Origin of the sequence: Tychonema sp. LEGE 07196 (assembly GCF_963890365.1) — a bacterium.
GTDB lineage: Bacteria > Cyanobacteriota > Cyanobacteriia > Cyanobacteriales > Microcoleaceae > Microcoleus.
Genome location: NZ_CAWPRX010000036.1, coordinates 47,196 through 72,743, shown reverse-complemented (window position 1 = coordinate 72,743; position 25,548 = coordinate 47,196). Strand labels below are relative to the sequence as shown.

21 protein-coding genes and 1 tRNA gene are annotated in these 25,548 nt (G+C 44.1%); 15 read left to right on the top strand and 7 right to left on the bottom strand.

Annotated elements, in window-relative coordinates; all coding sequences use genetic code 11:
• The first annotated feature begins 36 nt into the window (after positions 1–36).
• The 5 genes from AACV78_RS05080 (at position 37) to vapC (ending at position 2,530) form a co-directional block, all read left to right on the top strand.
• The gene (locus AACV78_RS05080; RefSeq protein WP_194009716.1) at positions 37–339 is read left to right on the top strand and encodes a hypothetical protein; all 303 of its coding nucleotides are present in this window, start codon (positions 37–39) and stop codon (positions 337–339) included.
• Between the two features lie 39 nt (positions 340–378).
• The gene (locus AACV78_RS05075; RefSeq protein WP_194009715.1) at positions 379–1,344 is read left to right on the top strand and encodes a lipase family protein; all 966 of its coding nucleotides are present in this window, start codon (positions 379–381) and stop codon (positions 1,342–1,344) included.
• A 59-nt stretch (positions 1,345–1,403) separates the two neighbouring features.
• Positions 1,404–1,601, top strand: a complete 198-nt coding sequence (locus tag AACV78_RS05070; RefSeq protein ID WP_194009714.1) for a hypothetical protein — start codon at positions 1,404–1,406, stop codon at positions 1,599–1,601.
• Between the two features lie 198 nt (positions 1,602–1,799).
• The gene (locus AACV78_RS05065; protein WP_194009713.1) at positions 1,800–2,030 is read left to right on the top strand and encodes an antitoxin; all 231 of its coding nucleotides are present in this window, start codon (positions 1,800–1,802) and stop codon (positions 2,028–2,030) included.
• Positions 2,027–2,530 (top strand): type II toxin-antitoxin system tRNA(fMet)-specific endonuclease VapC, encoded by a 504-nt coding sequence (gene vapC, locus AACV78_RS05060; protein WP_194009712.1) that lies wholly within the window; start codon positions 2,027–2,029, stop codon positions 2,528–2,530. Before AACV78_RS05065 ends, vapC begins: the two co-directional genes overlap by 4 nt.
• Positions 2,531–2,565: 35 nt before the next feature.
• Here the strand turns inward: vapC and AACV78_RS05055 are convergent, their stop codons facing one another.
• Positions 2,566–3,168: a Uma2 family endonuclease gene (locus tag AACV78_RS05055; RefSeq protein WP_194009740.1), complete on the bottom strand. Its 603-nt coding sequence runs from the start codon at positions 3,166–3,168 to the stop codon at positions 2,566–2,568.
• A 167-nt stretch (positions 3,169–3,335) separates the two neighbouring features.
• Here AACV78_RS05055 and AACV78_RS05050 point away from each other — a divergent pair, with 167 nt between their 5' ends.
• Positions 3,336–3,884: a Uma2 family endonuclease gene (locus tag AACV78_RS05050; protein WP_194009711.1), complete on the top strand. Its 549-nt coding sequence runs from the start codon at positions 3,336–3,338 to the stop codon at positions 3,882–3,884.
• Positions 3,885–3,955: 71 nt separating this feature from the next.
• Here the strand turns inward: AACV78_RS05050 and AACV78_RS05045 are convergent, their stop codons facing one another.
• The gene (locus AACV78_RS05045) at positions 3,956–4,624 is read right to left on the bottom strand and encodes a class I SAM-dependent methyltransferase (protein ID WP_194009710.1); all 669 of its coding nucleotides are present in this window, start codon (positions 4,622–4,624) and stop codon (positions 3,956–3,958) included.
• A 50-nt stretch (positions 4,625–4,674) separates the two neighbouring features.
• On the opposite strand from AACV78_RS05045, the gene rfbC reads away from it, so the two are divergent.
• The 4 genes from rfbC (at position 4,675) to AACV78_RS05025 (ending at position 9,085) form a co-directional block, all read left to right on the top strand.
• Positions 4,675–5,220, top strand: coding sequence for a dTDP-4-dehydrorhamnose 3,5-epimerase (gene rfbC, locus AACV78_RS05040; RefSeq protein WP_194009709.1), 546 nt, complete (start codon positions 4,675–4,677; stop codon positions 5,218–5,220).
• A 2-nt stretch (positions 5,221–5,222) separates the two neighbouring features.
• Entirely contained in the window at positions 5,223–6,095 is an 873-nt protein-coding gene (rfbD, locus tag AACV78_RS05035; protein ID WP_194009708.1) for a dTDP-4-dehydrorhamnose reductase, read from the top strand.
• A 144-nt stretch (positions 6,096–6,239) separates the two neighbouring features.
• On the top strand, positions 6,240–8,018 hold the full coding sequence (locus AACV78_RS05030; protein WP_194009707.1) for a hypothetical protein: 1,779 nt from the start codon (positions 6,240–6,242) through the stop codon (positions 8,016–8,018).
• Positions 8,019–8,110: 92 nt separating this feature from the next.
• Positions 8,111–9,085 carry a glycosyltransferase family 2 protein gene (locus tag AACV78_RS05025; RefSeq protein ID WP_194009706.1) on the top strand — a complete coding sequence of 325 codons (975 nt, stop codon included), beginning with the start codon at positions 8,111–8,113 and terminating at the stop codon, positions 9,083–9,085.
• Positions 9,086–9,359: 274 nt separating this feature from the next.
• On the opposite strand, the gene AACV78_RS05020 is transcribed toward AACV78_RS05025, so the two are convergent.
• The 5 genes from AACV78_RS05020 to smc form a co-directional block, all read right to left on the bottom strand.
• Entirely contained in the window at positions 9,360–11,192 is a 1,833-nt protein-coding gene (locus AACV78_RS05020; RefSeq protein WP_194009705.1) for a DUF6798 domain-containing protein, read from the bottom strand.
• Positions 11,193–11,296: 104 nt separating this feature from the next.
• Complete coding sequence (locus tag AACV78_RS05015) at positions 11,297–13,441, bottom strand: hypothetical protein (protein ID WP_194009739.1); 2,145 nt, start codon at positions 13,439–13,441, stop codon at positions 11,297–11,299.
• A 34-nt stretch (positions 13,442–13,475) separates the two neighbouring features.
• Entirely contained in the window at positions 13,476–14,462 is a 987-nt protein-coding gene (locus AACV78_RS05010; RefSeq protein WP_228042084.1) for an SGNH/GDSL hydrolase family protein, read from the bottom strand.
• Positions 14,463–14,876: 414 nt separating this feature from the next.
• The gene (locus AACV78_RS05005; protein ID WP_194009070.1) at positions 14,877–15,893 is read right to left on the bottom strand and encodes a PRC-barrel domain-containing protein; all 1,017 of its coding nucleotides are present in this window, start codon (positions 15,891–15,893) and stop codon (positions 14,877–14,879) included.
• Between the two features lie 203 nt (positions 15,894–16,096).
• Entirely contained in the window at positions 16,097–19,903 is a 3,807-nt protein-coding gene (smc, locus tag AACV78_RS05000) for a chromosome segregation protein SMC (RefSeq protein ID WP_194009069.1), read from the bottom strand.
• Between the two features lie 390 nt (positions 19,904–20,293).
• On the opposite strand from smc, the gene murA reads away from it, so the two are divergent.
• From murA to AACV78_RS04975, 5 genes are all read left to right on the top strand, one after another.
• Positions 20,294–21,688: a UDP-N-acetylglucosamine 1-carboxyvinyltransferase gene (murA, locus tag AACV78_RS04995; RefSeq protein WP_194009068.1), complete on the top strand. Its 1,395-nt coding sequence runs from the start codon at positions 20,294–20,296 to the stop codon at positions 21,686–21,688.
• A gap of 392 nt (positions 21,689–22,080) precedes the next feature.
• Positions 22,081–22,953: a M48 family metallopeptidase gene (locus tag AACV78_RS04990; protein ID WP_194009067.1), complete on the top strand. Its 873-nt coding sequence runs from the start codon at positions 22,081–22,083 to the stop codon at positions 22,951–22,953.
• Positions 22,932–23,013 (top strand) — tRNA-Leu (locus AACV78_RS04985). The genes AACV78_RS04990 and AACV78_RS04985 overlap by 22 nt, the downstream gene beginning before the upstream one ends.
• A gap of 314 nt (positions 23,014–23,327) precedes the next feature.
• Positions 23,328–24,203 (top strand): DMT family transporter, encoded by an 876-nt coding sequence (locus AACV78_RS04980; RefSeq protein WP_194009066.1) that lies wholly within the window; start codon positions 23,328–23,330, stop codon positions 24,201–24,203.
• Positions 24,204–24,335: 132 nt separating this feature from the next.
• On the top strand, positions 24,336–25,259 hold the full coding sequence (locus AACV78_RS04975) for a spermidine synthase (RefSeq protein WP_194009065.1): 924 nt from the start codon (positions 24,336–24,338) through the stop codon (positions 25,257–25,259).
• Positions 25,260–25,548 lie beyond the last annotated feature (289 nt).

Sequence of the window (25,548 nt, the reverse complement as noted above, 5' to 3'; positions counted from 1 at the left end):
TGATTTCATTTTGTCAAGAAAAGGAGATTGTAGAATATGACAATTACATCTATACTCAAACAACTCGAAGGCTTGAGTCGCGAAGAGATGATAGCTAGACTAGAGCCTACTCTCGCTGAAGTTCAAAGCGAGCGGATGAAAATGATAGTAGTAAAAAAAGACCATGAAATAAACAATAAAATTTCAACACTCAACAAAATATTAGGTGTAATTAAATTTGAGGCGCGCCCTTCTCTGAATAAATCAGAACTTGAAGAACTTCGTCCAGTTCTTCAACGATTTGTGCAAGATGGAACCTTTCCTGAATTAAAGTTTAGGTCGCTGTACCCAAGAGGATAAAATTAAAAATCGCACCCTACTCCTACCCAATAAATAAAAATGAAACACACTCTGAACCGTCAGCGATCGCTCAAAATGGCCTGTCTGTCCCAACTAACCTACGTCGCATACAACGAAGGCTTAGAAGTTGTGCGCGATATCCTCAAATCAGGATGTTTACCCTTAGTCCGTCAGTACGAAACAATAGAGTTTATTCAAGCGCCGCGTGCGTTGATTTCAACAAGTGATTTTGCTTGCTGCGGTTTGGCTTTGTCTGCACCGAACGAGATTGCGATCGCCATTAGAGGAACAGAAAACTTAGACGATTATTTTTTAAATTTACTGGCAAAGTCTAATTCACAAGGCATTCATTCAGGATTTGACACTTTTGTAGAGCGTTTTTGGGAACAATTGCAAGAGTTTATATTTCGAGAATATAATAGCAGAAAAGATATTTTTATTACTGGACACAGTTTGGGAGGCGCAGCAGCTACACTCATTACCAAACGGCTTCAAAAATCTGGTTTGAAGCTAATTGAGCCTTATGTTTTAGAAACTTACACTTTTGGCGCACCGCCAGTCAGCACCGAAGAATTCATACTAGATACGCCGTTATACAGATTTCGTAATGCTGGGGACTTCATCCCGCACTTGCCAGAAATAATTGCCGTTGCAATTAAGCGGATACCAGGTTTACGAGGGGCGATTGCTAACTGGAAACCTGGTTTGTTAGAAACACTTTCTAACTATTCCCATTTAGAGGCTGAGTATCTTATAGAAAATGATTATTCATGCCGTCAGTTAGATGAACCCGACATCAGTAAGATTTGGCAGTGGGTTCAGTTTTCGAGAATTTTACTGCCACAGCTACGAGTTAAAACCCAAGGAGATGAAGAAAAATCGGGTGTTAAGGCTAGATTGAGAAAGCTGGTTCAAACTTTGATTCAAGCCTCATTACAAGAACATCGCGCTATTAAATATGTAGAAAGGCTGAATTTTGGTAATCTTCCACCTTGGATTAAGTAGGTAGAATAAATGTTTGCCAAAAGGCGGGCGCCTTCCGCAATCTTCGCGAAACCCAAGACGTGCAGGATGTCAATGATGCGGCGGACACTTCTGGGAGTTCCGCACTGCAGCAAGGGGACGGTTTTTCTGTCGGTGAGTGCTTAAAAACTTTGATTGACATACCTTATGATGGCATGAGTATTGCGCGCGTTAGGGGTTTTACGGATGTTGAGAAAGCAACGATCGCATCTTTAGGGGCAGTGTGCGATCTGGTTTAATATTGCGGGCGATCGAACTTCAAGAAACCGGGTTTTTCGGAGATTTAAGGCTGCGACGGAGATTTTGGTAAAAACCCGGTTTCTGACTGATTTCATCAACCAGTGCTGGGATGATGTTGCGGGCGGAGCGAAGCGGAGGGGATCGCTATTGTTTGTGATATGCTTAAGTATAAGTAGTGAATTTTGGGAGTTGCTAAAATGAACACTGTTAAATTATCGATCGAGGGCGATCGCCAAACTGTAGTTTTACCGAAAGAATACCAGTTTCAAGATAACGAAGTTTATATCAAAAAAATAGGTAACGTTGTTGTTTTAATCTCCAAAGACAATCCGTGGCAAATTTTGTTTGATAGTTTAAAACTATTCTCTGAAGACTTCATGGAAACTAGAGAACAGCCTGCTTTGGACCTCAGAGAGGAACTGGAGTGAAATTTTTACTGGATACCAATATCTGTATCTACATCATCAAGCGTCAGCCACCTCAAGTCTTAGATAAATTTCGGACACTCGATCTATCTGAGATAGGTATTTCATCTATTACTATTGCAGAACTTGAGTACGGTGCTTACAAAAACCAGCGAACCGAGCAAAATCGGGCTGCATTCAATCAATTTCTCATCCCTTTAGAAATTGTACCTTTTGATGAGCGGGCAACCGAAACTTACGGACAGATTCGATCGCAGTTGGAACGACAAGGTATCGTAGTTGGTTCGATGGATATGCTGATTGCATCTCAAGCAATTAGCCAGGGACTTATCTTAGTTACTAATAACGTGAGAGAATTGTCACGAATTCCAGGTTTAATCATAGAAAATTGGGCTGGTAGTTATTTTAGAAGGTCGATCGAACTTAAAGAAACCGGGTTTTTCGGAGACTTAAGGCTGCGGCGGAGATTTTTCCAAAAACCCGGTTTCTGCCTAATTTCATAAATCTGTTCAGCTATAATATTAAGGGCGATCGCACTTCACGCCCAAACTTCCGCCAAATCCAAGACAAACCCCGGCAACACATCTTCACCCGACAAAGTTGCAGGATTGTCCAGCACTTCCACTTCTCGATTTAGCCTGTAAATCTCCACCTTTCGGTTTTTCCGATCTATCAACCAACCTAAACGCACCTGGTTGTCCATATATTCTTTCATTTTGTCTCGCAGCGGCTTCATATTGTCACTTTTAGAACGGAGTTCCACCACGAAATCAGGAGAAATAGGAGCAAAACCTTCTTTTTGTTCTGGGGTGAGTGCATCCCACCTTTCTTGACGCACCCAAGACGCATCAGGAGAGCGAATAGCCCTATTTGGTAGGTCAAAACCAGTAGAAGAACTATATGCTGCACCGAGTTTAGTTTGGCAGTTCCACAACCAGATTTGTCCGCCGATTTCCGAGTTTATTATTCCTGTCTCGCCTCCGGTGGGCGGGTTTACGATTAATTCTCCTGTTGCGGTTCTTTCTAATTGTAACTCCCGATTTGCGATCGCCAATTCGATGAACTGTTCGCGGGTGACAGTCAGCGTTAGTGTTGGCGGAAGATTGATTGCAAGGGCGGCGGATGATTTAGTTTGTGTCATCATTTTTGTCCTCAAACCTATCTTTTGATAGCAGTTCTATTTTGATTGCCCAAAGTCCGAAATGCTTGAGGCTTCGTTGTTTTTATGATAACACTTGGAAGTTACAGGCATAAAGGGCGATCGTATCTGATATCATATAAAAAAAGTTCCACACAGAGAACCGAAAAATGGTAACTTCTACAGTTGTCGCCCCGGCATCAAAAACCTACTCTCTAGAAGCATGGATGGAAAATCCACCGGATCTCCAAGAGTGGGTTGATGGCGAATTATTGGAGAAAAATGGCATGACTCTCAAGCATAGCGAAGTACAGGGAAATCTTTACTTTTGTTGGAGAAACTATAAAGACTCCAGCGGACAGGGAGGAAAAGTTTATACCGACGTTCCCTGCCGCACAAAGCAGCAAGGACGCTATCCTGATGTTGCCTACCTTCCCCCAGAATTGGCAGCACAATTTGGCAATCTCAAAGTTCTGCCGCAAAGTTTTCCTTTATGTGCTGAAATTGTTTCGCCAACAGATTTAGCGGAAGATGTAATTGCTAAAGCTACGGAATATTTAGAATCGGGAAGTGAGGAAGTTTGGCTGGTATATCCCGAAAACCAATGGGTTATTGTAGTAACAAAACAAACCAGAATTATTTTTATTTCTGGGGAAACTGTGAACACTCAAATTGTTCTACCTGGTTTTAGCATGACCGTAGATGAATTATTAAAATGAGCTATTTTCTTCAGTCGGCGCAGGCCGACATCGTTTGTGTAGGTGCGGTTTCAACCGCCGACTATTATAAGTTATATCTTAGAGGCCTTAATAAACATTTGACCGCCCAAAAACCGCCACAAAAAAGGCAGTTTTAAGTAAATCTTTAACAGCAGCGGTGAGGCCGGCCGCCCTTTCGTCGAAAACGGTAAAAATCTCGGTATCATTTCCTCAATATCAAACCCCACAGTTTGTAAAAGCTCTTGCAGCGATAAGTGCGTAATCGGTAATTGATGGTCGATAAAATCGTAGTATTCTTTGTAAGAGTATTTAAAATTAGGCTGAATTATCAAAAGTGAGCCGCTGGGCTTCAGCGCATCAAAGCAAAACGAGATAATTTCTACAAGTTCCTCTTTGTTGCGGAGATGTTCAAAAAAATTAGAGATAAATATCCGGTCAAATTTTTTGGCAAAAACGGATTTATCTCCACAGTTTAAAACATCAACATTCAGGATTTTTACATCAGGATTGGCAAATAACTTTGAATCGGGATTGAGATCGATCAAGCATTTTTTATCAGCCAAAATTTGATTGATAAACTCGCAGTAGCCGCCGCCAATATCTAAAACGGCTGACTCTGGAGGAACATAATTTTGTAAAAACTCATCAATTAGAACTTTCCAGAGTGCCACCTTGGCTTGCATTTGTCGGGAATCAAATCGGTTGGCGTACAATTTTTTGAGATATGTGTCAGTTTTCATAGTAAAATACCATAGACTGAATATGAGTTTATCACGCGATACAGGCAACTATGAACGTTATATCTACCGAAATACCTGAAGTTTTGATAATTGAGCCGAAAATTTTTGGAGACGATCGCGGTTTCTTTTTCGAGAGTTTCAATCACCAAGCTTTCGTAGAAAAAACAGGCGTAACGACAGAATTTGTTCAAGACAATCATTCCAAATCTTCTAAAAATGTCCTGCGCGGTTTGCACTACCAAATGCAGCAGCCTCAAGGTAAATTGCTGCGGGTAATTGCGGGCGAAATATTTGACGTAGCGGTGGATATTAGAAAAAGTTCGCCGACTTTTGGGAAGTCCGTGGGCTGTTTGTTGAGTGCAGAAAATAAACGGCAACTTTGGGTACCCGCAGGTTTTGCTCACGGTTTTTTAGTAGTGTCGGACATTGCTGAAGTTTTGTACAAAACTACAGATTACTATGCACCCGGACACGAACGGTGTATTGTATGGAATGACCCGGATTTGGCGATCGACTGGCCGCTAGATGGTGCCCAACCAATCTTATCAGCTAAAGACAAAGCCGGACAAACGTTGAAAAAAGCTCAAGTGTTTTAATCGTGAAAATTTTACTCGCAGGCGGCAGCGGACAGCTAGCTCAAGAATTGCAGTCGATTTTATTATCTTCGGGAGAGGTTATTGCAGTCGATCGCACTCGCGTCGATTTGTCCCAACCCGAAACCATCCGCCAAGCAATGGCAGAAATCCAACCAGATTTGGTTATCAATTCCGCCGCTTATACTGCGGTAGACAAAGCCGAAAGCGAACCAGAATTAGCACAAACAGTCAACGGCATTGCACCGGGAATTTTCGCAGAAGAATGCGAAAAACTGGGAGCAACTTTGATTCACTTTTCCACCGATTACGTATTTGACGGCAGCAGCGGTTCTGCTTATCTCGAAACAGATTCTACAAACCCGCTGGGAACTTACGGCAAGTCAAAATTAGCAGGCGAGGAAGCAATTAGGCAAGCGGGAAACCGACATATTATTATTAGAACCGCCTGGGTTTACGGCAACGGCGGCAAAGGTAATTTTGTCAAAACTATGCTGAGGTTGGGAAAGGAAAGAGAAGAAATTAGAGTAGTAGCAGATCAGATCGGAAGTCCAACTTGGACGGCCGATTTGGGGGCTGCGACTGCCCAAATTATCCCTCTCCTTGGGCCAGAAACTTTTGGAACTTACCACTATACTAACAGCGGTGTTTGTAGTTGGTACGATTTTGCGATCGCCATTTTTGAAGAAGCAGAAAAACTCGGCTTTCCCCTCAAAATTAAGCGCGTAATTCCCATCACTACCGCCGAGTATCCGACACCAGCAAAACGTCCCGCATTTTCGGTTCTCTCTACGGTGAAAATATCAGCACTTCTGGGCGCGCATCCTCCCCACTGGCGGCAAGGGCTCAGACAAATGCTGGCAAAAGAAGTCAAATAAAAAACTGAGTAAACCTCAAAACGCGAGGGCGGGTTTTGTTCAGAAATTATCTGTTGCAAGCTGTACAGCATCTAGGGGAATCTGGCTTAACTGAACTTTATTGAGCAAAACCTGCCCCATCAATTAAAAATCTTCCCCAAATCCATGAAATTAAAACAAAAATCTATTTTAATTGCGGCATCAGTTATCGCGATTTTGATACCAGCCTCCTATATTTTGTACCTGATATCGCAAGCGGGAGACTTGTCTAATTTTGATTATTGGTGGATGACATGGAATTTTTATGGAGTAAGCGGTTTCTCAACAAATCCTTTTAATTGGATATTTCGGGCGAACGAGCATTTTGTCTTGATTCCGGCAATTATCTATGCTTTGAATATCGCTGTCACCCAAGGTTCAAATATTGGTTTGTGCTTAGTTGCCTGGTTTTTAGCTTTGATTCAGTGCCACGTATTAATTGCTTTGCTGCCATTGAAATTGAGGCATTTTCCTCTACAATTTATTTTGCTCGTACTTAGCATTTCTATTTTTAATTTTACTCCGGCAGCGGCTCACAATTGGATGCGGGGATTCAGCGGTGTTCACTGGATAATTGCTAATTTATTTGTGATTTGTTCGATATTTTGTTTGCAATTTTATGCGAGGTTTTTGTTAGATAAAAAAGAGGCGCAACCCCTGAATATTCATTCCCAGGCAGAGCATGGAAACGAGGGATGGAAACCAAATAACTGGGTAATTGGTAGTATTGTGTTTGGAATTTTAGGCTGTGTTAGTTACAGCACTCCTTTGGGTTTGTGGCCGATATTGTGTGCTGCGGCGGTTGTGCTGCGGTTTCCTCGGCGAATAACTTATTGGTATTTCGGTGCTTCGATTGCAGTGGTGGGTCTTTATTTCTTAACTTATAAAACTCCAGCAAATCACCCTTCTTTAACTAAAGTTAACCCGCTCAAAGCTCTCGAATATATTCCGATTTATCTCGGTGGAATTTTCAGCGAAGATGTGATCGTCGCATCAATTTTTGGTATAATTGGTTTGATTGCTGTAACGGGTTTTATCAGTTATTGGCTATTTGTAAAAAAAGTAGAGCGCCTAAATTGGCTGCCTTGGCTGTCAATTCAATTGTACGCGCTGGAAACGGCGTTAATGGCCGCAGTTAGCCGATCGGGATTTGGCATCGAACAAGCAACCGCTTCCCGCTACGCGACACTCCCAGCCTTGTTTTGGATGAGCACAATTGTTCTCGCAGTCTTGTGCGTGCGGGAGTTTCAGCCGTCACCGAGAATCCAAGGACGTTGGCTGACACCGCTGTTTGCAGTCACCACAGCCGCCGTGATTTTAATGTACGGGGTGGGAGGCGAAACTGCAATGGCGATCGCCCGCAGAGCAACCTATCAACCATTAGTATCACTTTCATTGCAATTAGGCATCACCGATATAACATTAATTAAAGACAAAGTAGGCAACAAACCGGCGGCATTTGTCGGATTAATCGATGCTTTAAAAACTAACAACTTAGTACCATTCAATCGCAACATCAAAAAATACAACTTCTGTGCAGCATTAGACACAAAAATCGATTCCAATTTACTTTCAGCACCCAAAGACGGAGTACCCGGATATTTTGATACACTAACTACCCTCGCACCTCAAGCAGCCAGAGTAATTGGCTGGGTGGGAGACCCCGAAAACAATGTAAAATGTATTGCCATTCTCAACCAAGAAAATGTCGTTCGAGGTTTCGCCGTGTCAGGATTTCCGCGCCCAGACTTAGTTAAATTATTTGGCCCTTCCTACGAATTCGCAGCTTGGAGAGGATACATTCAAACATCGCCAACAGATACATTATTGACAGCATATACCTCATTTAAAAACCGTGAAGGCTGGGTAGCTTTGCGAAACTCCCAAGTTCTCGATAAAAACTAAAACACCTCTCTTTCTCCTTCTCTGCGCCCTCTGCGCCCTCTGCGGTTAATAAAAAAATCTCATTTACAACACAAATGAAATAGAATAGCTTTATGTCAAAAGACCTCAGTTTCGTAATTCCAGTTCACAACGAAGAAGCAACGATCAAATTGCTGTTTGAAAAGATCCAAATTGTCATGTCCCAAGTAGAGATTGACAGTTACGAAGTCATTTTCATAGACGACGGCAGCCGCGATGCTTCTTGGCGAGAAATTGCAGATTTAGCCAGCCAAAATCCTAAATTCATTAAAGCCATAAAAATGCGCCGCAACTTTGGTAAATCTGCCGCACTTTCAGCAGGATTTCGCAATGCAGCAGGGAGAATTATCTTTACTCTCGATGCCGATTTGCAGGACGACCCCGCCGAAATTCCCAAATTCTTAGAGAGTTTAAAATCGGGATTTGATTTAGTTTCCGGTTGGCGAAAACAGCGGAACGACCCGCTTTCTAAAACCTTACCTTCCAAGCTGTTTAATGCCGTGGCGTGTTTGCTGACTGGCGTGAAAATGCACGATATGAATTGCGGTTTCAAAGCTTACCGCCGCGAAGTTTTGCACTCGATTAAATTGTACGGAGAATTGCACCGCTACATTCCTGCTTTAGCAAACAATTTAGGATTTAAAATTGGCGAAGTAGTTGTCGAACACCATCCGCGAAAACACGGAAAATCTAATTATGGTTGGGAACGTTATGCGCGGGGTTTTATTGATTTGTTAACGGTGTTAGCCACGACGCACTATTTGCACAAACCCGGTCATTTGTTTGGGGGATTGGGGTTGTCTTTTGGCTTGGTGGGAACTGTTTCGCTGAGTTATTTGATTGTTATTTGGTTTCTGAATTTGGCGGGGATGAATTTAGGGCCGATCGGCAATCGACCTTTGTTATTTTTTGGAATTTTGTGTACAATTCTGTCGGTACAGTTGATTTCTTTAGGGATTTTGGCTGAGTTGATTGCGCGGAATGTGGCTGCTGATTATGTGGACAAGCAGATTTGTGAAATTATTGATGATTCGGGTTTTGATGTTTAACTGCAAATAATACCATTTCTCTAAAATCATGCAATACTCTCCGACCCCCCTAGCCCCCCTTAGCAAGGGGGGGACAAGAATACTGTTATTTCGTTTGAAATTGGTATAAGATTTGGCGGTTGAAACTTACCAGAAACCGCCCCGCAAATAAGATTCGGCGGTTGAAACCGCATCTACACAAACAAAGTCGGCCCCAAGGCCGACTAAATAAATATCTTATATCTGCGGGGAAAAGGCGCTGCTGTTTGCTCATTTCAAATTTTAAGGAATAGTATTATCTAATTTTAAACAGTATCCATTTACCTTGTCTATCTACTATTTTTCCGTCAATATTTGGATGCCAATCGCTGCGAGTCAGGATATAATTTGCGCTATACTTTCTGGCTACTTTGACTAAATCCGTACTGCTGCGGCGGATGAATAAGTCATTTCCTCCCCAAATCATTTGCGGGTTTAAGGGAACTCCTAAAATATCTTCCATGCGATTTTTCCACTGTTTGATGCCTTTGTCGGTAAAAGGAAAGTTCTTGAAGTTGACGACAATCGCTCTTTGGGATAAAAATTGGAAACTGGTAACTGATGGTGGAATTAATACGAGTGCGTCTGGGCTGCTAAGTTGCAAAAATCGCAAAGCTAATTTGCTTAAATCGTCCGTGGGAACGGCATTGATATTAATTCTTGTTTGAAATACATTTAATATGGGCTTTGGTAGAATTCCGGCTACTCCCAGAACTAAAATTGCAGTAGATAGCAAAGCTAAAATATGAGTTATAGTCTGTTTGATAGATGTAGCAAATGATGTTTTTTGGAGGATGAATGGAAAAGCGAGGATTGAGAAAAAGACTGGGAGGGTGATTATTCGATCGCCTATTATTTCCCATGAATCAGTCGGCGGATATGTTAAGCTAAAAATAAACGTTCCTGCTGCCAAAATCCACAACAATATATTGTATTTTTGGGGAAATATGTAGTTTTTATTTTGCCAAACTGCGAATCCTAAGAAAATGATACCTCGAAAAGGCAAAGTCATTACAGAAAGTACCAGCAAGCTAACAGGTACTTGTTTTTGCGGGTCAACTTCATCTAGCGTCAAAGCAACAGCAATAAATATAATTATTTGAGCGAAAGGTACAGTTCTAGCTAGTTGTAGTTTGGCAATAAAAGCCTGGGGGTAAACTTCCACAAATATGTAATTTAGGAACAGTGCAAAAACTGAGGTTCCGAGAATTAAGTAAAAATTTATTTTGTCTTTTTTTGGCAGTAAATTTGTTTTTTTGATGCACAGCAAGCCGCCAATCATCAAACAGATAAAGTTGAACCAATTCCCGACAGCCCAACTTGACGGGAGGATGTGGTGGGGATTGCGGACTTGGGCGTGAATGAAGACAAACTCGGCGTTGTCGATAGTGTGAGTGCTCGTAGTACCTGTTAATAACATGGGTACGTATACTATACTTGCCATTGTGGCTAAAAGTGCGATCGACAAAATCAACGTTTTAATCTTCCGCTGTCTTGCAGATTCAATCACTAAAACGGGAACCATCATCAATCCCGGCAACAAACCCACTAAGAATTGCAGCAAACAAGCTAGTCCAAAAAAGAAATATCCTGTCAACCATTTTTGACGCAAACTAAAGTAGATTCCCCAAATTGCGAAGGCCATCGCGAAGGTACTGGGTACTGATTTGGTGGAAAATATCAGGGTGTTGCCAACATCTGTAAATGAAGCAGCTATACATAAAAAAGCCATCGCTGCTGCGGGCAGTTTGGAATTAGTATAAATCTTGATAATTGCGTAGCAGGCTAGGACAAATGAACCGAAAGCTAGGAATTGATAAATAAAATGCGCTAGGGGAATGCTGGTTCCGAAGTTGGCTAGCAAATAGATGATATAATAATAGTAGTATCGGGGATTAAACTTAACCATTTCCTGAACGTAATAATCGTTTTTGTACAGTTCAGGATTTAGCATAAATTCAATTGGTGGCACTTCGGGAAAATTGCCGCCAATGGGAAAAATGTAGCCAGTTGCCATCAGGGAACCGATGATGACAAAAGTATAGAGAGATAGATTAAAATACCTGTGGGATTTTTGATGCTTCTGCATTGATAGTTGATTTTTTTTAGCAGATATTAGGTTCGACCGTTTGGATTTTGGCACTCTCTTGATGAATTAAGCAGGAATTGCATTTCGAGCCAAGGAAGATGATATTATTTAGGCTTGCTGCTTACAGATAAATTGTTAATTTCTAGCTGGCATTGCTTTGTTAATTCCTGTTTGTCGCTACTCAATACTTCAAGCATCAGATAAGTTGGATTTTTGCCCTCAACTAATAGATTTAGATCGATCGCACTTTTGGCACCATACTCCATCTTCGCAGAGTCTATCAACTTACCTTGTTTGTCCCACAAAGTCAAGCGCAGGGCAACTCCGGGGCATTGCTGGTTAAGTAAAGTGAGTTTGCCGGTAACTTGCGCCCTGTCTGAAATAGCACCTAAATACAGAAAAGATGTATCGAGTTTCGTGCTATTTTTAATGGGATGAGTTACAATTTTATATAGGTTATCCGATTCTCGACTGACTGAATAATTGGCACTTGTGTAAATTGACTGACGCAAACTAATCCAATCTAACTGCCCGCCCGGTCGATCGACTATTTGTTGCTGCATCGCGTATAAAGTGCGAACTGCTGTGGCTGCATCCGTCGGACGAATTCTCCGATAAATGCTGACAGTCACGCCGTTTTCTAACTTAAACTGTTGTGGTAACAACTGGAAATCGCGGGAAATCTCCCAGTTTTGAGTAAAAGCATCCCAGACAACTTTAACAACATCTTGTTCGTGCGATCGCAAAACTTGTTCGTCTGTCGGTAACACCTGCTGAAAAGGCACAGCAACCGCCGCATATTGCGCTTGCAACAACTCCGGTAGCGGGTAACTATCGCGCGAGTCAATTTGCGGCCTCCCGATGGTGTTTAACTTCCACCAACCCTCCGGCGGGTTTAATTTCCGATTAGCTTGTCTGAGTATATTAGCATTAAAACTGTTAGAAGCACCTGCAATATAAATCGGTTCTTCATCCGGTGCTAATTTTCGCAGAAACTCTACTAATTTTACAACTTCGCCGTAGTCCGATCGCACTAACGGCCCAAAATTACTCACAAACAGTCTTGACAAATCAACCTTGACAGGAATCAACCCGACGGCTGCATTCACAATCAGATAAAAACCCGCCGCGCCCAGCATCAAATAGCGGACTTTTCCCTTAAGTGTCAGCCAAATTGTCCAGAAAAATGTGGATATTCCTAAAAGTGCGATCGGTGTCACGTGAATTGTATAGTGCAAGTAGCCGTAACGCAAGATTAACAACCATTCAACCAGCGACAAAACCCCAAACAAACAAACAAAAACAGCCGCCCCAGGCACCAGAATCCGCCTCAGAATCCCCGCCGAAAAACCAATCAGTACCAGCAGCCAAGTTCCCAAACCGTAAAAAGACCCATAACGAATTAAAATATCATTAACCGGCAAACTCCAAGCCACATATAAATTCCCATAATTCACTGTCAGAGCACTGCGAGTAAAATCTCCCGCTACCAACATTAAAAAAGTCAAAATAGTCGCAGCTATCAAACCCAATTTGATGCCCGGTTCGAGCAAAAATCGGTATTTAAGCGCCGTTTTGTTGCGGTATTTTAGTACGAAAAACTCGAAAAAAGCCTGTAAACTAGCCGCACCCAAAAAGGCGATCGCACTATAAGCAAAATGTCTGCGAAACAAAATCGCCGTCCCCAAAAAAAACCCTATTAACGGAACTTTCCACCAAGATTTTAGTCGAGCATCCTGCAAATAAATCCAAATTGCCAACCCTACAAATACGCAGCCGCCAGTATCCAAATATCCCCGCAAAGTCGGAATCCAACTCATCGGAATCAATAAACTCAGCAATACAGTTGACCAAAAAACCCGGCGCGGATAAACTGGAATTAGCTGTGCAGAAATTGCCCCCAGCAACAAACGAAACGGCAGTACATAAATCAGCGAAACGCTGAGAATATAACTCAAACGAGAATCGCCAAACAAGAGAATAAACGGCAATAGCGGCAGCGCGACAGACAGATTTTTTTCCTTAGAAAGCGACTCTATAACTCCGCGCCACGCTCTATCCGGCGAGTCTCGAAACAAATTAGCCGTGTTAACTGTAGCGGTGTTGTATCCCGCGTAATCCCACCAATAAAAAGTACGTTCGGTAGATACATAAATTGACGTTACTCCAACTGTTACCAGAACAACTAAAAACAGAAAAAGTCCATCAATCAGAAACTTGCGACGCAACTTAAAATCAAATATTTCCATCACTCTAAAAAACCTAATTAACTCCAAAACTTCCTCATTCTTCCTTAGCGCCCTTCGCGCCTTCGCGGTTCATTAACTCTTGCAAAAAAACATCCAACTTTTCCGCATATTGCCGGTTCGCCCTCGCACTCGGATGAATATCATGGGGTAAATTATTATTTCCCGGTACTTTCAAATCTACCGAAATATCTACCGTCGCAATTCCCTCCTGACTTAACTCATCCAACATCTTAGCAGAACCCGCATTAATTCCCGCAACAACTAACTTAATATTATTAGCCTTAGCCACTCGGTTAAATTCTTCAATAATTGCCTTAGAAACATCGTGACTTTTGTACAATTGTTCCTCAAATTGATCGTAATTAACCTCCAGCAAATTTACTAAGGCGGAAACTCGCATTAGCGGCCACTCGCGATATTCAAGTTTTTTCATGCTGTAGGTAAAATTATTTTCTCCATTCAGCCTAGCATCGGGCTGCAACAGAATGCCGAGTTTATTCCAAGCAACCATTTGTTTGCTTCTCGCCCTCAATAAAGTATTGCGCCTATCGTGAAATCCGGCATAGGCAATTACGGCAATTTTGGGTTTATTTCCTTGCTTTAGTGCTTCTTTAAATTGAATAAACGAGTGCAGCGTGCCGTAGCCGTTAACGCCAAAATTTACTATTTCATATTTAGGTAATTTTTCTTGTAACAACCACGCATAAGTTTCGCTGTCATTCAATGACCAACCGTAGGTAAAAGAACAGCCAAATATCCAAATTTCCGGCTTGGTTGACGATTGATTGTAGGTGTTGAGCGGGTGTGTTATTCTTAAACTATTATTGAGATGAGTGGCATTAAACGAGTAATTGCCGTTAAGCGTGACTTTGAATTTTCCGGGTAAATGCTTGTAACCGAGTTGCGAATCTTTAGTGAAAAAGTTACCTTTCGGTTCCACCGCCACATTGACATTTTCTATTTGCCAGGGTTTGTATCCGGCAACTCGCAAGACAATTTCAGCGCTGGTTGCAGATATCAATATTGGAAAAATTAGATAGGTTATTAATCGGAATGTAAAATTTTTGAGTCTGCCTTTTTTCATGTTTTATATTATGTCCGATCGATTAACTGCATTAAGGTTCGTAGTGCGGAATGCGAATCCGCACTACGAACCGTTTTTGTTATGATAATCAACCGAACATGATATTATGCCAATTTCATAAAGTAGCGCTAGATATTACCCCCCCAACCCCCCCTTAGTAAGGGGGGGCTAAGATTTCATCTATACCACATCTTTGAAAAAATGATATTAGATGGTGGCTACTCGTTACCAGGAAGAAATGGGGGTAGGCCGGCACCATCCACTACGCCTAGATATGTGCAAATCCTGCAAGGATTGCCATATCTGTAGCCACCGGTTAAAACCGGTGTGTTACTACTTCTGTGGTGAGTTCTAATAATTCGCTTCCTCCTCGTACTCAGGAGTCTTAGTTTTTTCAGGGATATTTACCCGAGGAGCATTGTAAGGCTTCGGTGCTTCATCGTCAGCCCAAGCATCGGCCTCCACATCATCTTCATACTCGTACTCAACCACAGGCTGCTTCGGGCGAGAAATCTCCGGGCGAAGGTACTGCTTTTGTTCGTACTCTTCTTCTTCGTAATCGTCTTCGCCGCCCCAATTATCTTCTTCGTAATCCTCATAATCGTCGATCGCCGACTGGGGTTGTACTACTGCGCGCATCTGCTGTCGCACCGGCGGCCGGTTCCACTGCGAATCGTCGTCCCAAGGAACTTCCTCCAATGCAGGTGCAGCTACCTTGCTACGCATTTCCGGTGCAGGTATCCGCACGCCCGGCCCTAATTGATATTCCGTAGCAACGGGTTTCGGATAATACCCTTGCTCGTCCTCTTCGCGTTCCCAAGGTGCTTGGCCCAAACCTACGCGCTCTAGCAAACCTACGCTAAGCTGCCTGAGCCTTTCTTCGGAACCTTCAAACACAATCAAGCGGTTCGGGCCGCTGCTGACAATTTCTTCAATCCCTAACTCGTAAGTGCTGAGAACTTGGTCGGGGATTTGGGGGATTCCTAGGGAAGCGATGATGATAGAAACTAACTTACCGTCTTCGGGGTCGAACCTAAAGCCGCGCACTCTACCCAAAAGTTCGCCGGTTTCGGTAATAACTTCGCTGTTAATCAAAATGCTGTAGATTTCAACATCAACATCATCTTCGATCGCGCTTTCATCTTCCACCAACAGCACGTCGCCGATTTCGCTAACATTGCTGAGGAACATAAACCGCGGCATTCCAGCGACTGCGAATATATTATCGCGCAGACCGATCGCCACAACCTCTCGCCGATCGATGTCCACCCACAATTGACTGACTACACCCAAGCGCTTACCTCTGTCGCGGGTGATGACTTGAGTGCCTAGAATATCGGAGCGTTGGCAGATTTGTTCGGATGTCATTATAAGTTTAATCCTGATTTATCAAGTATATATATCACTGAACACCGTCGGTCGATTTTAGATTTTAGATTTTAGATTTTAGATTTACTCTCGCCTTGAATCTGGGAGATTGAACCTTACTCTAAAATTTCGATCTCTCAACTTCGGAGTGTCGGGCGCACGGTATCCGTTTTTGGGTGCGGTCATCGACTGAGACACTGAGACTACAACTTAAGTCCTATGACTTGAGTATAAGCTCCCCGCGCTTGAGTAACACCAATTGTACGCTCTGCTGATTGAATCATAGGTCGCCGCAAACTCACAACAATAAACTGGGCTTGTTCGGACTGTCGTTTTATCATTCTAGCTAATCGCTCCACATTTGCCCCATCCAGAAACATATCCACCTCATCAAAAGCGTAGAACGTAGACGGGCGGTAGCGTTGCAGCGCAAAAATAAAACTCAGCGCCGTCAGCGATTTTTCGCCTCCCGACATAGAAGCCAGCCGCTGTACCGGTTTCCCCTTCGGGTGAGCGACCAAATTCAAACCGCTGCTGAAGGGGTCTTCCTGGTCATCTAGCTGAAGATACCCGTCCCCTTCGGAAAGTTCCGCAAAGATAGTCTGGAAGTTTTCGTTAACAGCATCAAAAGCTTCTTTAAAAGCGCGCCGCCTCAGCGTGGTAAAGTTTTCAATTCTCAACAGCAGTTCAGTGCGTTCTCCGGCCAATGTCGTCAATTTTTGACTCAATTCTTGGAGGCGTTCTTGAGTGCGGTTGTACTCTGAGAGGGCTAGCATATTCACAGGTTCTAGGGCTTGAATGCGTTTGGCGAGCGCCTTTACTTCCTGCTGCAATTCAGTCAAATTGGCTTTCTCAACATCTTCGGGAATTGACGGCACCGGATCGGGCATTTCCGCCCGCTGCGCCTCCAAGAGAGTGCGGGCGGCCGCTAATTGTTCCCGGCGTTCTTGCTGGGTTTCGTGGAGTTTTTGCAACTGCCACTGTAACTGTTGTTTGGCTAAATGCTGCTCTCGCAATTGAGATTCTGCCCGATCGCGATCGCCCTTTTCCACCCCCAACTTTTCCTCAATTTGAGCCAAAGCAGCCTTAGATTCAGCAATTTGGCGATCGAGTTCCAACTGCTGCGAAACAATAGCAGCGATCGCATCCGCCCCCGCATTTTGCTGCACTTGCCATTCCTGCAATTTCTCGCTGCCTTCCTTAATTTTCTCTTCCAAACGCCCGAATTGATTTTTCAGGTCTCCTTGGCGCTGCTGGGCGGTTCTGAGAGCCAATTCTCGCTCTTGCAGTTCGGCTTCTTGCGCGCGCAAACCCGACTGCATTTGCTGCCATTCGCTGTGACTGTTGGACTCTTCCAACTGCGCCAAAGTTTGGCGGTACTGCTGCAATTGAGTTTCTTGGACGGGCAATTCCCTCTCCAACAACTGCAATCTCGACTGCGAATCAGTTAATTCCTGAGTATTTTTAGCAATTTGCGATCGCACTTGTTCCTGCTGCGCTTGCAACTTCTTAATTTCCGAATCCAACTGTTCCCACCGCAACTGATTTTCGCGTAAATTCTGTTTCGCCTCCATCAATTCTTGGCTGCGAGTTTTGACAGCAACAGCAGCGCGATCGATCGCAATTTTGCACCGTTCCAAAATCCGCTCAATTTCCTCTAGACGTTCTTGCAAAAAGGCGATCGTCCGGGCTTCATCCGCCGCCACACTAGCATCAACCGTGCCAAAATGCAAAGTTGACCTATTACTAGAACTTCCCCCAGTCATCGCCCCGCTAGTTTCCAGAATTTCCCCATCCAAAGTAACAATCCGGTACTGTCCCAAATAGCGGCGCGCGTCGCCCAGATTGCTAAACACAACCGTACTGCCAAAAACGTAAGCAAAAATTTCCTGATAGCGCGAATCGCAATCAATCAAATTCACCGCCGCATCCACAAACCCCGCCGCGCGCCGCAAATTTTCATTCACCGAAAACCGGCCGCCTCGAATCTTATTCAAAGGCAAAAACGTCATCCGTCCCGCCCGTTTTTGCTTCAACAATTCGATCGCCGCAGCCCCCACACCGTCATTTTCCACCACCATATTACCCATACGGCCGCCTGCAGCAATTTCCAGCGCCAACTGAAAGCGCGGATCCACCCTGCCCAGTTGAGCCACCAAGCCACAAACTCCGCCAATTCCGCTTTGCGCGATAATTTTTGCAGTAAACGTGCCTGTCGCTTCTTGCAATGCTTGAAACTGCACTTCTAGCTTGTCTAACTTGCGCTGTCTTTCGCGCTGTTCTTCCAGCAAGCGAGTTTGAGTTTCCTGTTGCAGTTGCAATTCTTGTTCGGATTCAACTAAAATCTGATTCAGCGATTCTACTTGCAAAGATGCCAGATTTTTGGTTTCCACAAGTAGGGATTGCTGATTTTTTTTGCCTGCAATTTCCTGTTCCAATAGTTGCAGCGATTGGTTTTGTTCTTGAATTTGGTTTTGCAGGCGATCGGCTCTTTCGCCAATAGTAGCTTGTTCTGTACGCTGGGGTTCCAAAGTTTGTTGAATAGTTTCGATTTGGCGGTGCAGTTCCGTTTGCTGCTGCACCCAAGCTTCTGCAGTAGAGGCGATCGCATTTGCAACATCTCTATTCCGATCTAAATTTTCCCGCGCTGCGTCTCGCTGTTCCTCCAAAACTCCTATTTGAGACTGAATATAAGATATTTCAACCTCAATTTGCTCCAAACTTTGCCGAAATTGTCGAACTTCTTCCTCAGTTTGTGCTATATTGGCCGCCATTTGTCCGGCGGTTGCTTCCAAATCCTGTTGGCGGTTTTGCAATTGTCCCCGCTGGGCTTCCTGAGTCGCAATACTTGCTTGCAAAGCCAACAATTCCGACTCACCCAAAGCTTTAACGCGGGCATTTAGCGCGTCAAGTTCGGCAGTTGATTCTTGAATTTGGGTGCTAATTGTTTCCAGTTGTTCGGTGAGAGAAGCAATATTGCGATCGCCCGATTCGATTTGTTCCCGCAGTTTCCATTCTTGCTTTTGCAACTGGCGGAATCTCAGCACAATTTCCCACTGCGACTTTTCTTGAAATTCTGCCCGCAACCTTTGATATTTTTCCGCTTTTGTGCGATCGGAAGCCAGCCTGTCGCGCTGAGAAATCAGCTCTTTTTCCACAATTTGGCTGCGTTCTTCCACATCCTTAACTTCATCCAACTTTTGCCTAGCTAAGGATATTTTGCGATCGAACTGAGCCACTCCCGCCAATTCGTCAATAATTTCTCGTCGTTCCTTAGCATTCATCGAAATAATGCTAGTAACGTCTCCTTGCAAAACAACATTATAACCTTCGGGATAAATCCGCAAGCGGTTTAGTTGTTCGTGGAGTTGAGTCAGCGTGCAAGGTGCGCCATTAATGTAATAAGTTGAAGTGTAAGTTCCTTGACGAGTTACTCGGAGTCGGCGCGTTACGCTCCATTCATCCGATTTTAGATTTTGGATTTTAGATTTTAGATTGGATGATTGTCCGTTGTTTTGATTTGCCGCAATTTCAATTTCTGCGACTTCTTCAGCAGATAAATCATCGGGCGATTTGGGATTTTGAATTTGAGATTTTAAATTGGATGATTGTCCGTTGTTGTCTTCACTTTCGGGAATTTCGATTGCTTCTACGTCTGTTGCTTCAACAGACTCAACAGACAAATCATCCGCTGCATTTTCTTCCCCATCTTCATCTTCAGCTTGGGTGAACCATTCATCGCCCACATCTTCCAGCGCAAAAGTCGCAGTCACGCTAGTTTCGATGGTACCGCGCTTGTTTTGGCCGCTGTTTACCAAATCTGGCAAACGTTCGGCGCGCATTCCCTTAGAAGTCGAAAGTCCCAGACAAAACAGCAAAGCATCGAGGATATTGGACTTCCCAGAACCGTTGGGCCCGGAAACCACGGTAAAACCTGGCAGCACGGGAATGGACGTTGTGCCGCCAAAAGATTTAAAGTTAGTTAGTTCGATCCGTTTAATGTGAACCATATGCTAGGACTAGCTTTGGCTCTATCTAGGTTGTTGTCACAGAGTAACACAGGCATTGGTGCGATCGACAATATGTTAATTTTCCAGCATTGTCGATCGAACAGGTTGTTGAGACTTTTGTCAACAACCCCAGTCACGCGCTACCCAAAAAACTGGTTGAGAACGGTGTCACATTTGCAACCACACCGAAAGCCACCTCAAGTCAACTTTGATACAAATAATTAAATTACGATCGATCGAGATTATTTGTGCGGTCTTACCTGAAATCCATGCCCCTAGGGAATCCCAGTAAAAAACATACCTGAAATTTCTAACATACCCCCTGGACATCTAAAAACTTTCCGGTAAAATCGAACCAAAATTAATAATGTATAAAGTAACAAACCACATATGGAGGGCAAACCCATTACACCAGCTCAGAACTCGTCTAACCTGTCAGCTTCACCCGAAAGCGACCAAGAATTATTACAAATTTGGGGTCGCCAGCCCTTGAAAGGACACGTCAAAATCAGCGGCGCGAAAAACTCAGCCTTAGTCGTCATGGCGGGAGCGATACTGTGCCCCGACGATTGCCGTCTCCGCAACGTTCCCGGTCTAGCCGACGTCGCCCGCATGAGGCAAATTCTCTCGGCTGTAGGAGTCAAATTAGAGCAAAATGGCGACGTTCTAGACATCAACGCCAGCCACCTCATAGACGCTCAAGCCCCCTACGAATTAGTCAGCCAACTGCGGGCGAGCTTTTTCATCATCGGGCCACTGCTAGCCCGTTTGGGATTTGCTAAAGTGCCTTTACCCGGAGGTTGCGCCATCGGCGCGCGGCCTGTAGAACTCCACGTTCGCGGCCTGCAAGCCCTAGGCGCTGAAGTCCACATCGACCACGGTACTGTTCACGCTTATGTCAAAGGGCCCAACCGCCGTCTCAAAGGAGCCAAAATTTATTTGGACTACCCCAGCGTCGGCGCAACCGAAACTTTGATGATGGCGGCGACTCTGGCCGAAGGAGAAACCGTCCTTGAAAATGCGGCCCAAGAGCCGGAAGTCATCGATTTGGCAAATTTCTGCCGCGCGATGGGAGCCAAAATTCAAGGCGCAGGTACAAATACGATCGTCATTTCGGGAGTTCCGAGACTGCACGCGGTAGACTATTCAATTATTCCCGATCGCATCGAAGCCGGAACATTTTTAATCGCAGGAGCCATCACCCACTCAGAAATCAGTTTGTCGCCGGTCATTCCCGACCACCTGACTGCAGTGATTGCCAAATTGCAGACAATGGGGGCGAAAATTATTGCCGAATCCCCCGACATTCTGCGAATAATTCCCGGCAAAATCCACACCGCCACAGACATCGAAACTTTGCCTTATCCTGGTTTCCCCACAGATATGCAAGCTCAGTTTATGGCTTTGCTGACTCTGAGCGAAGGAGACAGCATCATCAAAGAAACAGTATTTGAGAACCGCTTGCGCCACGTAGCAGAACTCAACCGCATGGGCGCAGACATTCGCGTTAAAGGCAATGTCGCCGTAGTGCGCGGAGTCTCGATGCTCTCAGGAGCGCCGGTAGTAGCAACAGATTTGCGGGCTTCAGCGGCTTTGGTGGTGGCGGGACTTGCAGCCGACGGCGTAACCACAATCAGCAGCTTGCAGCATTTAGACCGCGGCTACGAGCAATTGGAGGTGAAGCTGCAAAAATTGGGAGCGAAAATGCGGCGTCTCAAGGAGGGAGAAGACCAAACTAAGGCTGAGGCTCCTGTCAATCCCGTGCGATCGAGCTTAAACTGTTAGTTAGTCAGCAGTCATTAGTCAGCAGTCATTAGTTATTAGTCATTAGTCAGTAGGAAGAAGAAAAAAAATTCAATCTTTTTTAATGACCAATGACTAATCAATACGTAGCGACAGTTTGATTGTCCGCGCCCAGAGGCGAGAAACCCGGTTTCTACAAGTTTTGTATTTAGTGACGACAAATTACGCAAGAAACCGGGTTTCTGAGGTCACAAGTCCACACAGTTGAACTTAGGTTTGGAGTATGTAGTCAGCGTTATCCAATGCCGACATATTGCCCGGTCGTCCTGATTCTACTGTTTGCCATCAAAAACTCAAACTGTCCGAAGTATTGCTAATGACCAATGACTAATGACTAATGACTAATGACCAATGACTAATGACTCACAACTAAAATGTCAAACATACCGCTCCGAGGTTTAAAAGCAGACCAGTTTCGCCACCCGCTAGACTTGGCAGCCACCAACTCTCTCAAACAACTCCCCGGACTAGATTTGATTGTGCGGCAGTTGCTGGGACAACTTGGCGAACAGTTTTTCAGGCTCGAAAATCTGGCTTCCAGCGTCCAAGTCGGCGAAAATCAATTGCCGCACCTGCATCAATTGCTGTTGGATGCCTGCAAAACTCTGGATTTGGAGGTGCCGCAGCTTTATGTCCGCCAGCATCCGATGCCGAATGCTTACACCTTTGCGATGCGGGGAAAACAGCCTTTTGTGGTGATGCACACTTCGCTGATTGATTTGCTCACAGACGAAGAAGTTAAAGCAGTAATCGCTCACGAGTTGGGGCATTTGAAGTGCGAACACGGAGTTTACCTGACTCTGGCTAATTTAATTGTATTGGCCGCCGGTCAAATTTCCCCTCTGGGAACCGTACTCGCTCAGGGTTTGCAGGCGCAAATGTTGGAATGGTTGCGTTGTGCAGAATTTACGTGCGATCGCGCCGCCTTGCTCGCCACCCAAGACCCAAGAGTGGTAGCATCGTTGTTGATGAAACTGGCAGGAGGTTCGCCGACTTTAGCTCCAAAACTGAATGTCGATGAGTTTTTGGCCCAGGCGCGAGCCTACGATGACCTCAGCAGCACGGAACTGGGAGAAATGCTCAAACAAGCTCAAACGGCTCAGTTGTCGCATCCTGTACCAGTATTGCGCGCCAGAGAGATCGATCGCTGGGCAAGTTCAAAAGATTATGAATCTTTGCTTGACAAAAATCGATCGGCGCTTTATGATGGTGAAACCGATAAAAAGGGCGGGTGGCGAAATTGGTAGACGCATCAGACTCAAAATCTGACACCTTACGGTATGAGAGTTCGATTCTCTCCCTGCCCACTAATAAAAAAGCTTAATAAATATAGGGTTTCAGATGATAAGTCTGGAGCCCTAATTTATGTTGGGAATTGGGAATTGGGAATTGGGAATTGGGAATTGGGAATTGGGAATTGGGAATTGGGAATTGGGAATTGGGAATTGGGCATCGGGCATTGGGCATCGGTAACTAATGACAACAGTTAACAGTTAACAGTTAACAGTTAACAGTTAACAGTCAACAGTCAACAGTCAACAGTCAACAGTCCGTAGGGGCGGTGCCCCCGTGCCCGCCCTCTTAACAGTCAAAAATCAACAGTCAAAAATCAACAAATTTTATGGGTGAAATCGCCGCTTTAGGTGCTGCATTTGTCTGGGCTTTATCTTCCACAATCTGGCAGCGAGTAGGACAGCAAATCCCCGCAGTGGTGCTAAACTTCCTCAAAGGCGCGATCGCCCTTTTCATGCTTTTAGTCACTGTACTAATCTTAGGAAAATCCTTCCCCGCCGTCAACTCCAATATTTTAGCAATGCTGCTGATCAGCGGCGCCTTAGGAATTGGCCTCGGAGACACTGCTTGGTTTGTCGTCTTAAAATATTTAGGTGCGAGGCGAGCGCTGCTTTTAGAAACCCTATCTCCCCCCTTAACTGCTTTACTCGGCTTCCTATTTTTGCAAGAAAAGCTATCGCCCATTGCTTGTACAGGCATACTTTTAACCATCTGCGGCGTAGCTTGGGTAATTTCAGAACGAACAGCCGAAACCACCTTACCATCAAAACATCTTTGGCTGGGATTAGGTATTAGTTTATTAGGACAAACAGCCCACGCCGCCGGAGCAGTTTTATCTCGCGCTGCATTCAATCAAATAGATATCGATCCCTTATGGACAGTGGCTTTGCGTTTGAGCGGGGGAATTGCAGTCATGCTATGCTTTTTAAACCCAAAAAACCTTGGAACTTGCAAACAATTAAAAGCGCCAAAAATATTAGGTGCAATAATTTTAGCAGCTTTTTTAGGAACCTATCTCGGAATTTTCCTGCAACAAACTTCGCTGAAATATGCGCCCGCAGCAATTGCTCAAACACTCAGTTCTGCCAGTCCCCTATTTGTACTGCCTTTAGCCGTGGTAGCAGGCGAAAAAGTCAGCTTTCGGGCAGTTTTGGGGGTCGTTGGGGCGATCGCAGGAATTGCGCTATTATTAAGTTTGAAATGATTAAATGTGAGAAGAGAGATTTAAGATTTTAGATTTGATACCACTTCCCAAAAAGAATGAAACTGTAGGTCGGCTCCCAACCATGATAGTCATCAGTGATTCCCCAATCTAAAATCTAAAATCTAAAATCGTATGAGTGATTATTTAGGCGATCGGCAAAATAGCAAAGTTGCAGCTATTCGCAAACAAATCAATTGGCTGCAGCAACAACCAGACGGCACTCTATTTCAACAAAATTATGGCGAAAACTGCATAGCAGTCAAAAAGATTAAATCATTCCTACTCCTACTTTTAGCAGACACAGAAACCTTCACCACCAAGGTAGCTCAATCAATTCTAGATCTCAACAATCCACTAAATTTAATCTTTCCCTATGCCAGAGCAATGATGCTAGCATTAGTCTGGAAAAATTCACCCCAAAAAATATATATAATCGGCTTTGGCGGTGGCAGCATTCCCAACTATTTTCACCACTATTTCCCTGATGCGATCGTCGAATGTACAGATATTGACCCCATAGTAGTCGAAGTCGCTCAAAAGTTTTTTGGAATTCAATTAGACGATAAACTAAAAGTAACCATTCTAGATGGTCGCGAATATCTTGCCGAACAAAATACCACCATAAAAAATGATATAATTCTTGTGGATGCTGGTTTTGGTAGCGGCTATATGCCTTATAAATTGGTGACACAAGAATTTTACCAACTCTGCAAAACTCGTTTGTCAAGCGCGGGTGCTGTAGTTGTCAATTTGTTCCACAAGCAAAAGTTTAATGCGGCGGCGGTGAAAACTCTTCAAAGTGTGTTCGCACAAGTTTATTTATTCAATTTAGACCAGGGTAACACCATTGCGATCGCGACTAACGCTCCCGATTTAACTCAAAATGAAATCTTTTTGAAAGCAGAAATTATTCAAGATTTTTATAATTTAGAATTTTCCTTAATAGAATTGTCGCTTCAGCTCAAAAAAGTAGCGCAATTGCCGGAATGGGTAAACAATTGGGATACTTTGCCAATTTTTACCGATGCTGCAATTCCGGCGGAATATTTCGATTAATAATTTCCCGCAAACAACTTTAATTGTAGGGTGTGCAACGCGCACTATCACGCCTCCGGGCGCTTGTAGGCGCAGCATCACTATAGCAAGTAGCAAGTCCAATCAGTCAACGATCGATACTAGCAAACATCTGTCTAAAAAATACTTGACACTGAAATTGTGGCGGTGTATTATAAAAGTAGTGTAAAAAAACAACAACATGAGACTAAAAAGTTGGGAGTCTCCTCGCAGCGAGGGCAGAAACTCCAAAGGTAAAGGCGGATCGGCCAGGGCTCGACAGCTCAAAAAG

Coding starts and splice junctions, on each gene's coding strand:
- rfbC (WP_194009709.1), top strand. CDS start 4,675: ATGAACGTTATATCTACCGAAATACCTGAAGTTTTGATAATTGAGCCG.
- AACV78_RS05015 (WP_194009739.1), bottom strand. CDS start 13,441: ATGGAAATATTTGATTTTAAGTTGCGTCGCAAGTTTCTGATTGATGGA.
- AACV78_RS05050 (WP_194009711.1), top strand. CDS start 3,336: ATGGTAACTTCTACAGTTGTCGCCCCGGCATCAAAAACCTACTCTCTA.
- AACV78_RS05020 (WP_194009705.1), bottom strand. CDS start 11,192: ATGCAGAAGCATCAAAAATCCCACAGGTATTTTAATCTATCTCTCTAT.
- AACV78_RS05055 (WP_194009740.1), bottom strand. CDS start 3,168: ATGACACAAACTAAATCATCCGCCGCCCTTGCAATCAATCTTCCGCCA.
- AACV78_RS05080 (WP_194009716.1), top strand. CDS start 37: ATGACAATTACATCTATACTCAAACAACTCGAAGGCTTGAGTCGCGAA.
- murA (WP_194009068.1), top strand. CDS start 20,294: ATGGAGGGCAAACCCATTACACCAGCTCAGAACTCGTCTAACCTGTCA.
- AACV78_RS05065 (WP_194009713.1), top strand. CDS start 1,800: ATGAACACTGTTAAATTATCGATCGAGGGCGATCGCCAAACTGTAGTT.
- AACV78_RS05005 (WP_194009070.1), bottom strand. CDS start 15,893: ATGACATCCGAACAAATCTGCCAACGCTCCGATATTCTAGGCACTCAA.
- AACV78_RS04990 (WP_194009067.1), top strand. CDS start 22,081: ATGTCAAACATACCGCTCCGAGGTTTAAAAGCAGACCAGTTTCGCCAC.
- AACV78_RS05075 (WP_194009715.1), top strand. CDS start 379: ATGAAACACACTCTGAACCGTCAGCGATCGCTCAAAATGGCCTGTCTG.
- smc (WP_194009069.1), bottom strand. CDS start 19,903: ATGGTTCACATTAAACGGATCGAACTAACTAACTTTAAATCTTTTGGC.
- AACV78_RS05045 (WP_194009710.1), bottom strand. CDS start 4,624: ATGAAAACTGACACATATCTCAAAAAATTGTACGCCAACCGATTTGAT.
- AACV78_RS04975 (WP_194009065.1), top strand. CDS start 24,336: ATGAGTGATTATTTAGGCGATCGGCAAAATAGCAAAGTTGCAGCTATT.
- AACV78_RS04980 (WP_194009066.1), top strand. CDS start 23,328: ATGGGTGAAATCGCCGCTTTAGGTGCTGCATTTGTCTGGGCTTTATCT.
- AACV78_RS05025 (WP_194009706.1), top strand. CDS start 8,111: ATGTCAAAAGACCTCAGTTTCGTAATTCCAGTTCACAACGAAGAAGCA.
- AACV78_RS05030 (WP_194009707.1), top strand. CDS start 6,240: ATGAAATTAAAACAAAAATCTATTTTAATTGCGGCATCAGTTATCGCG.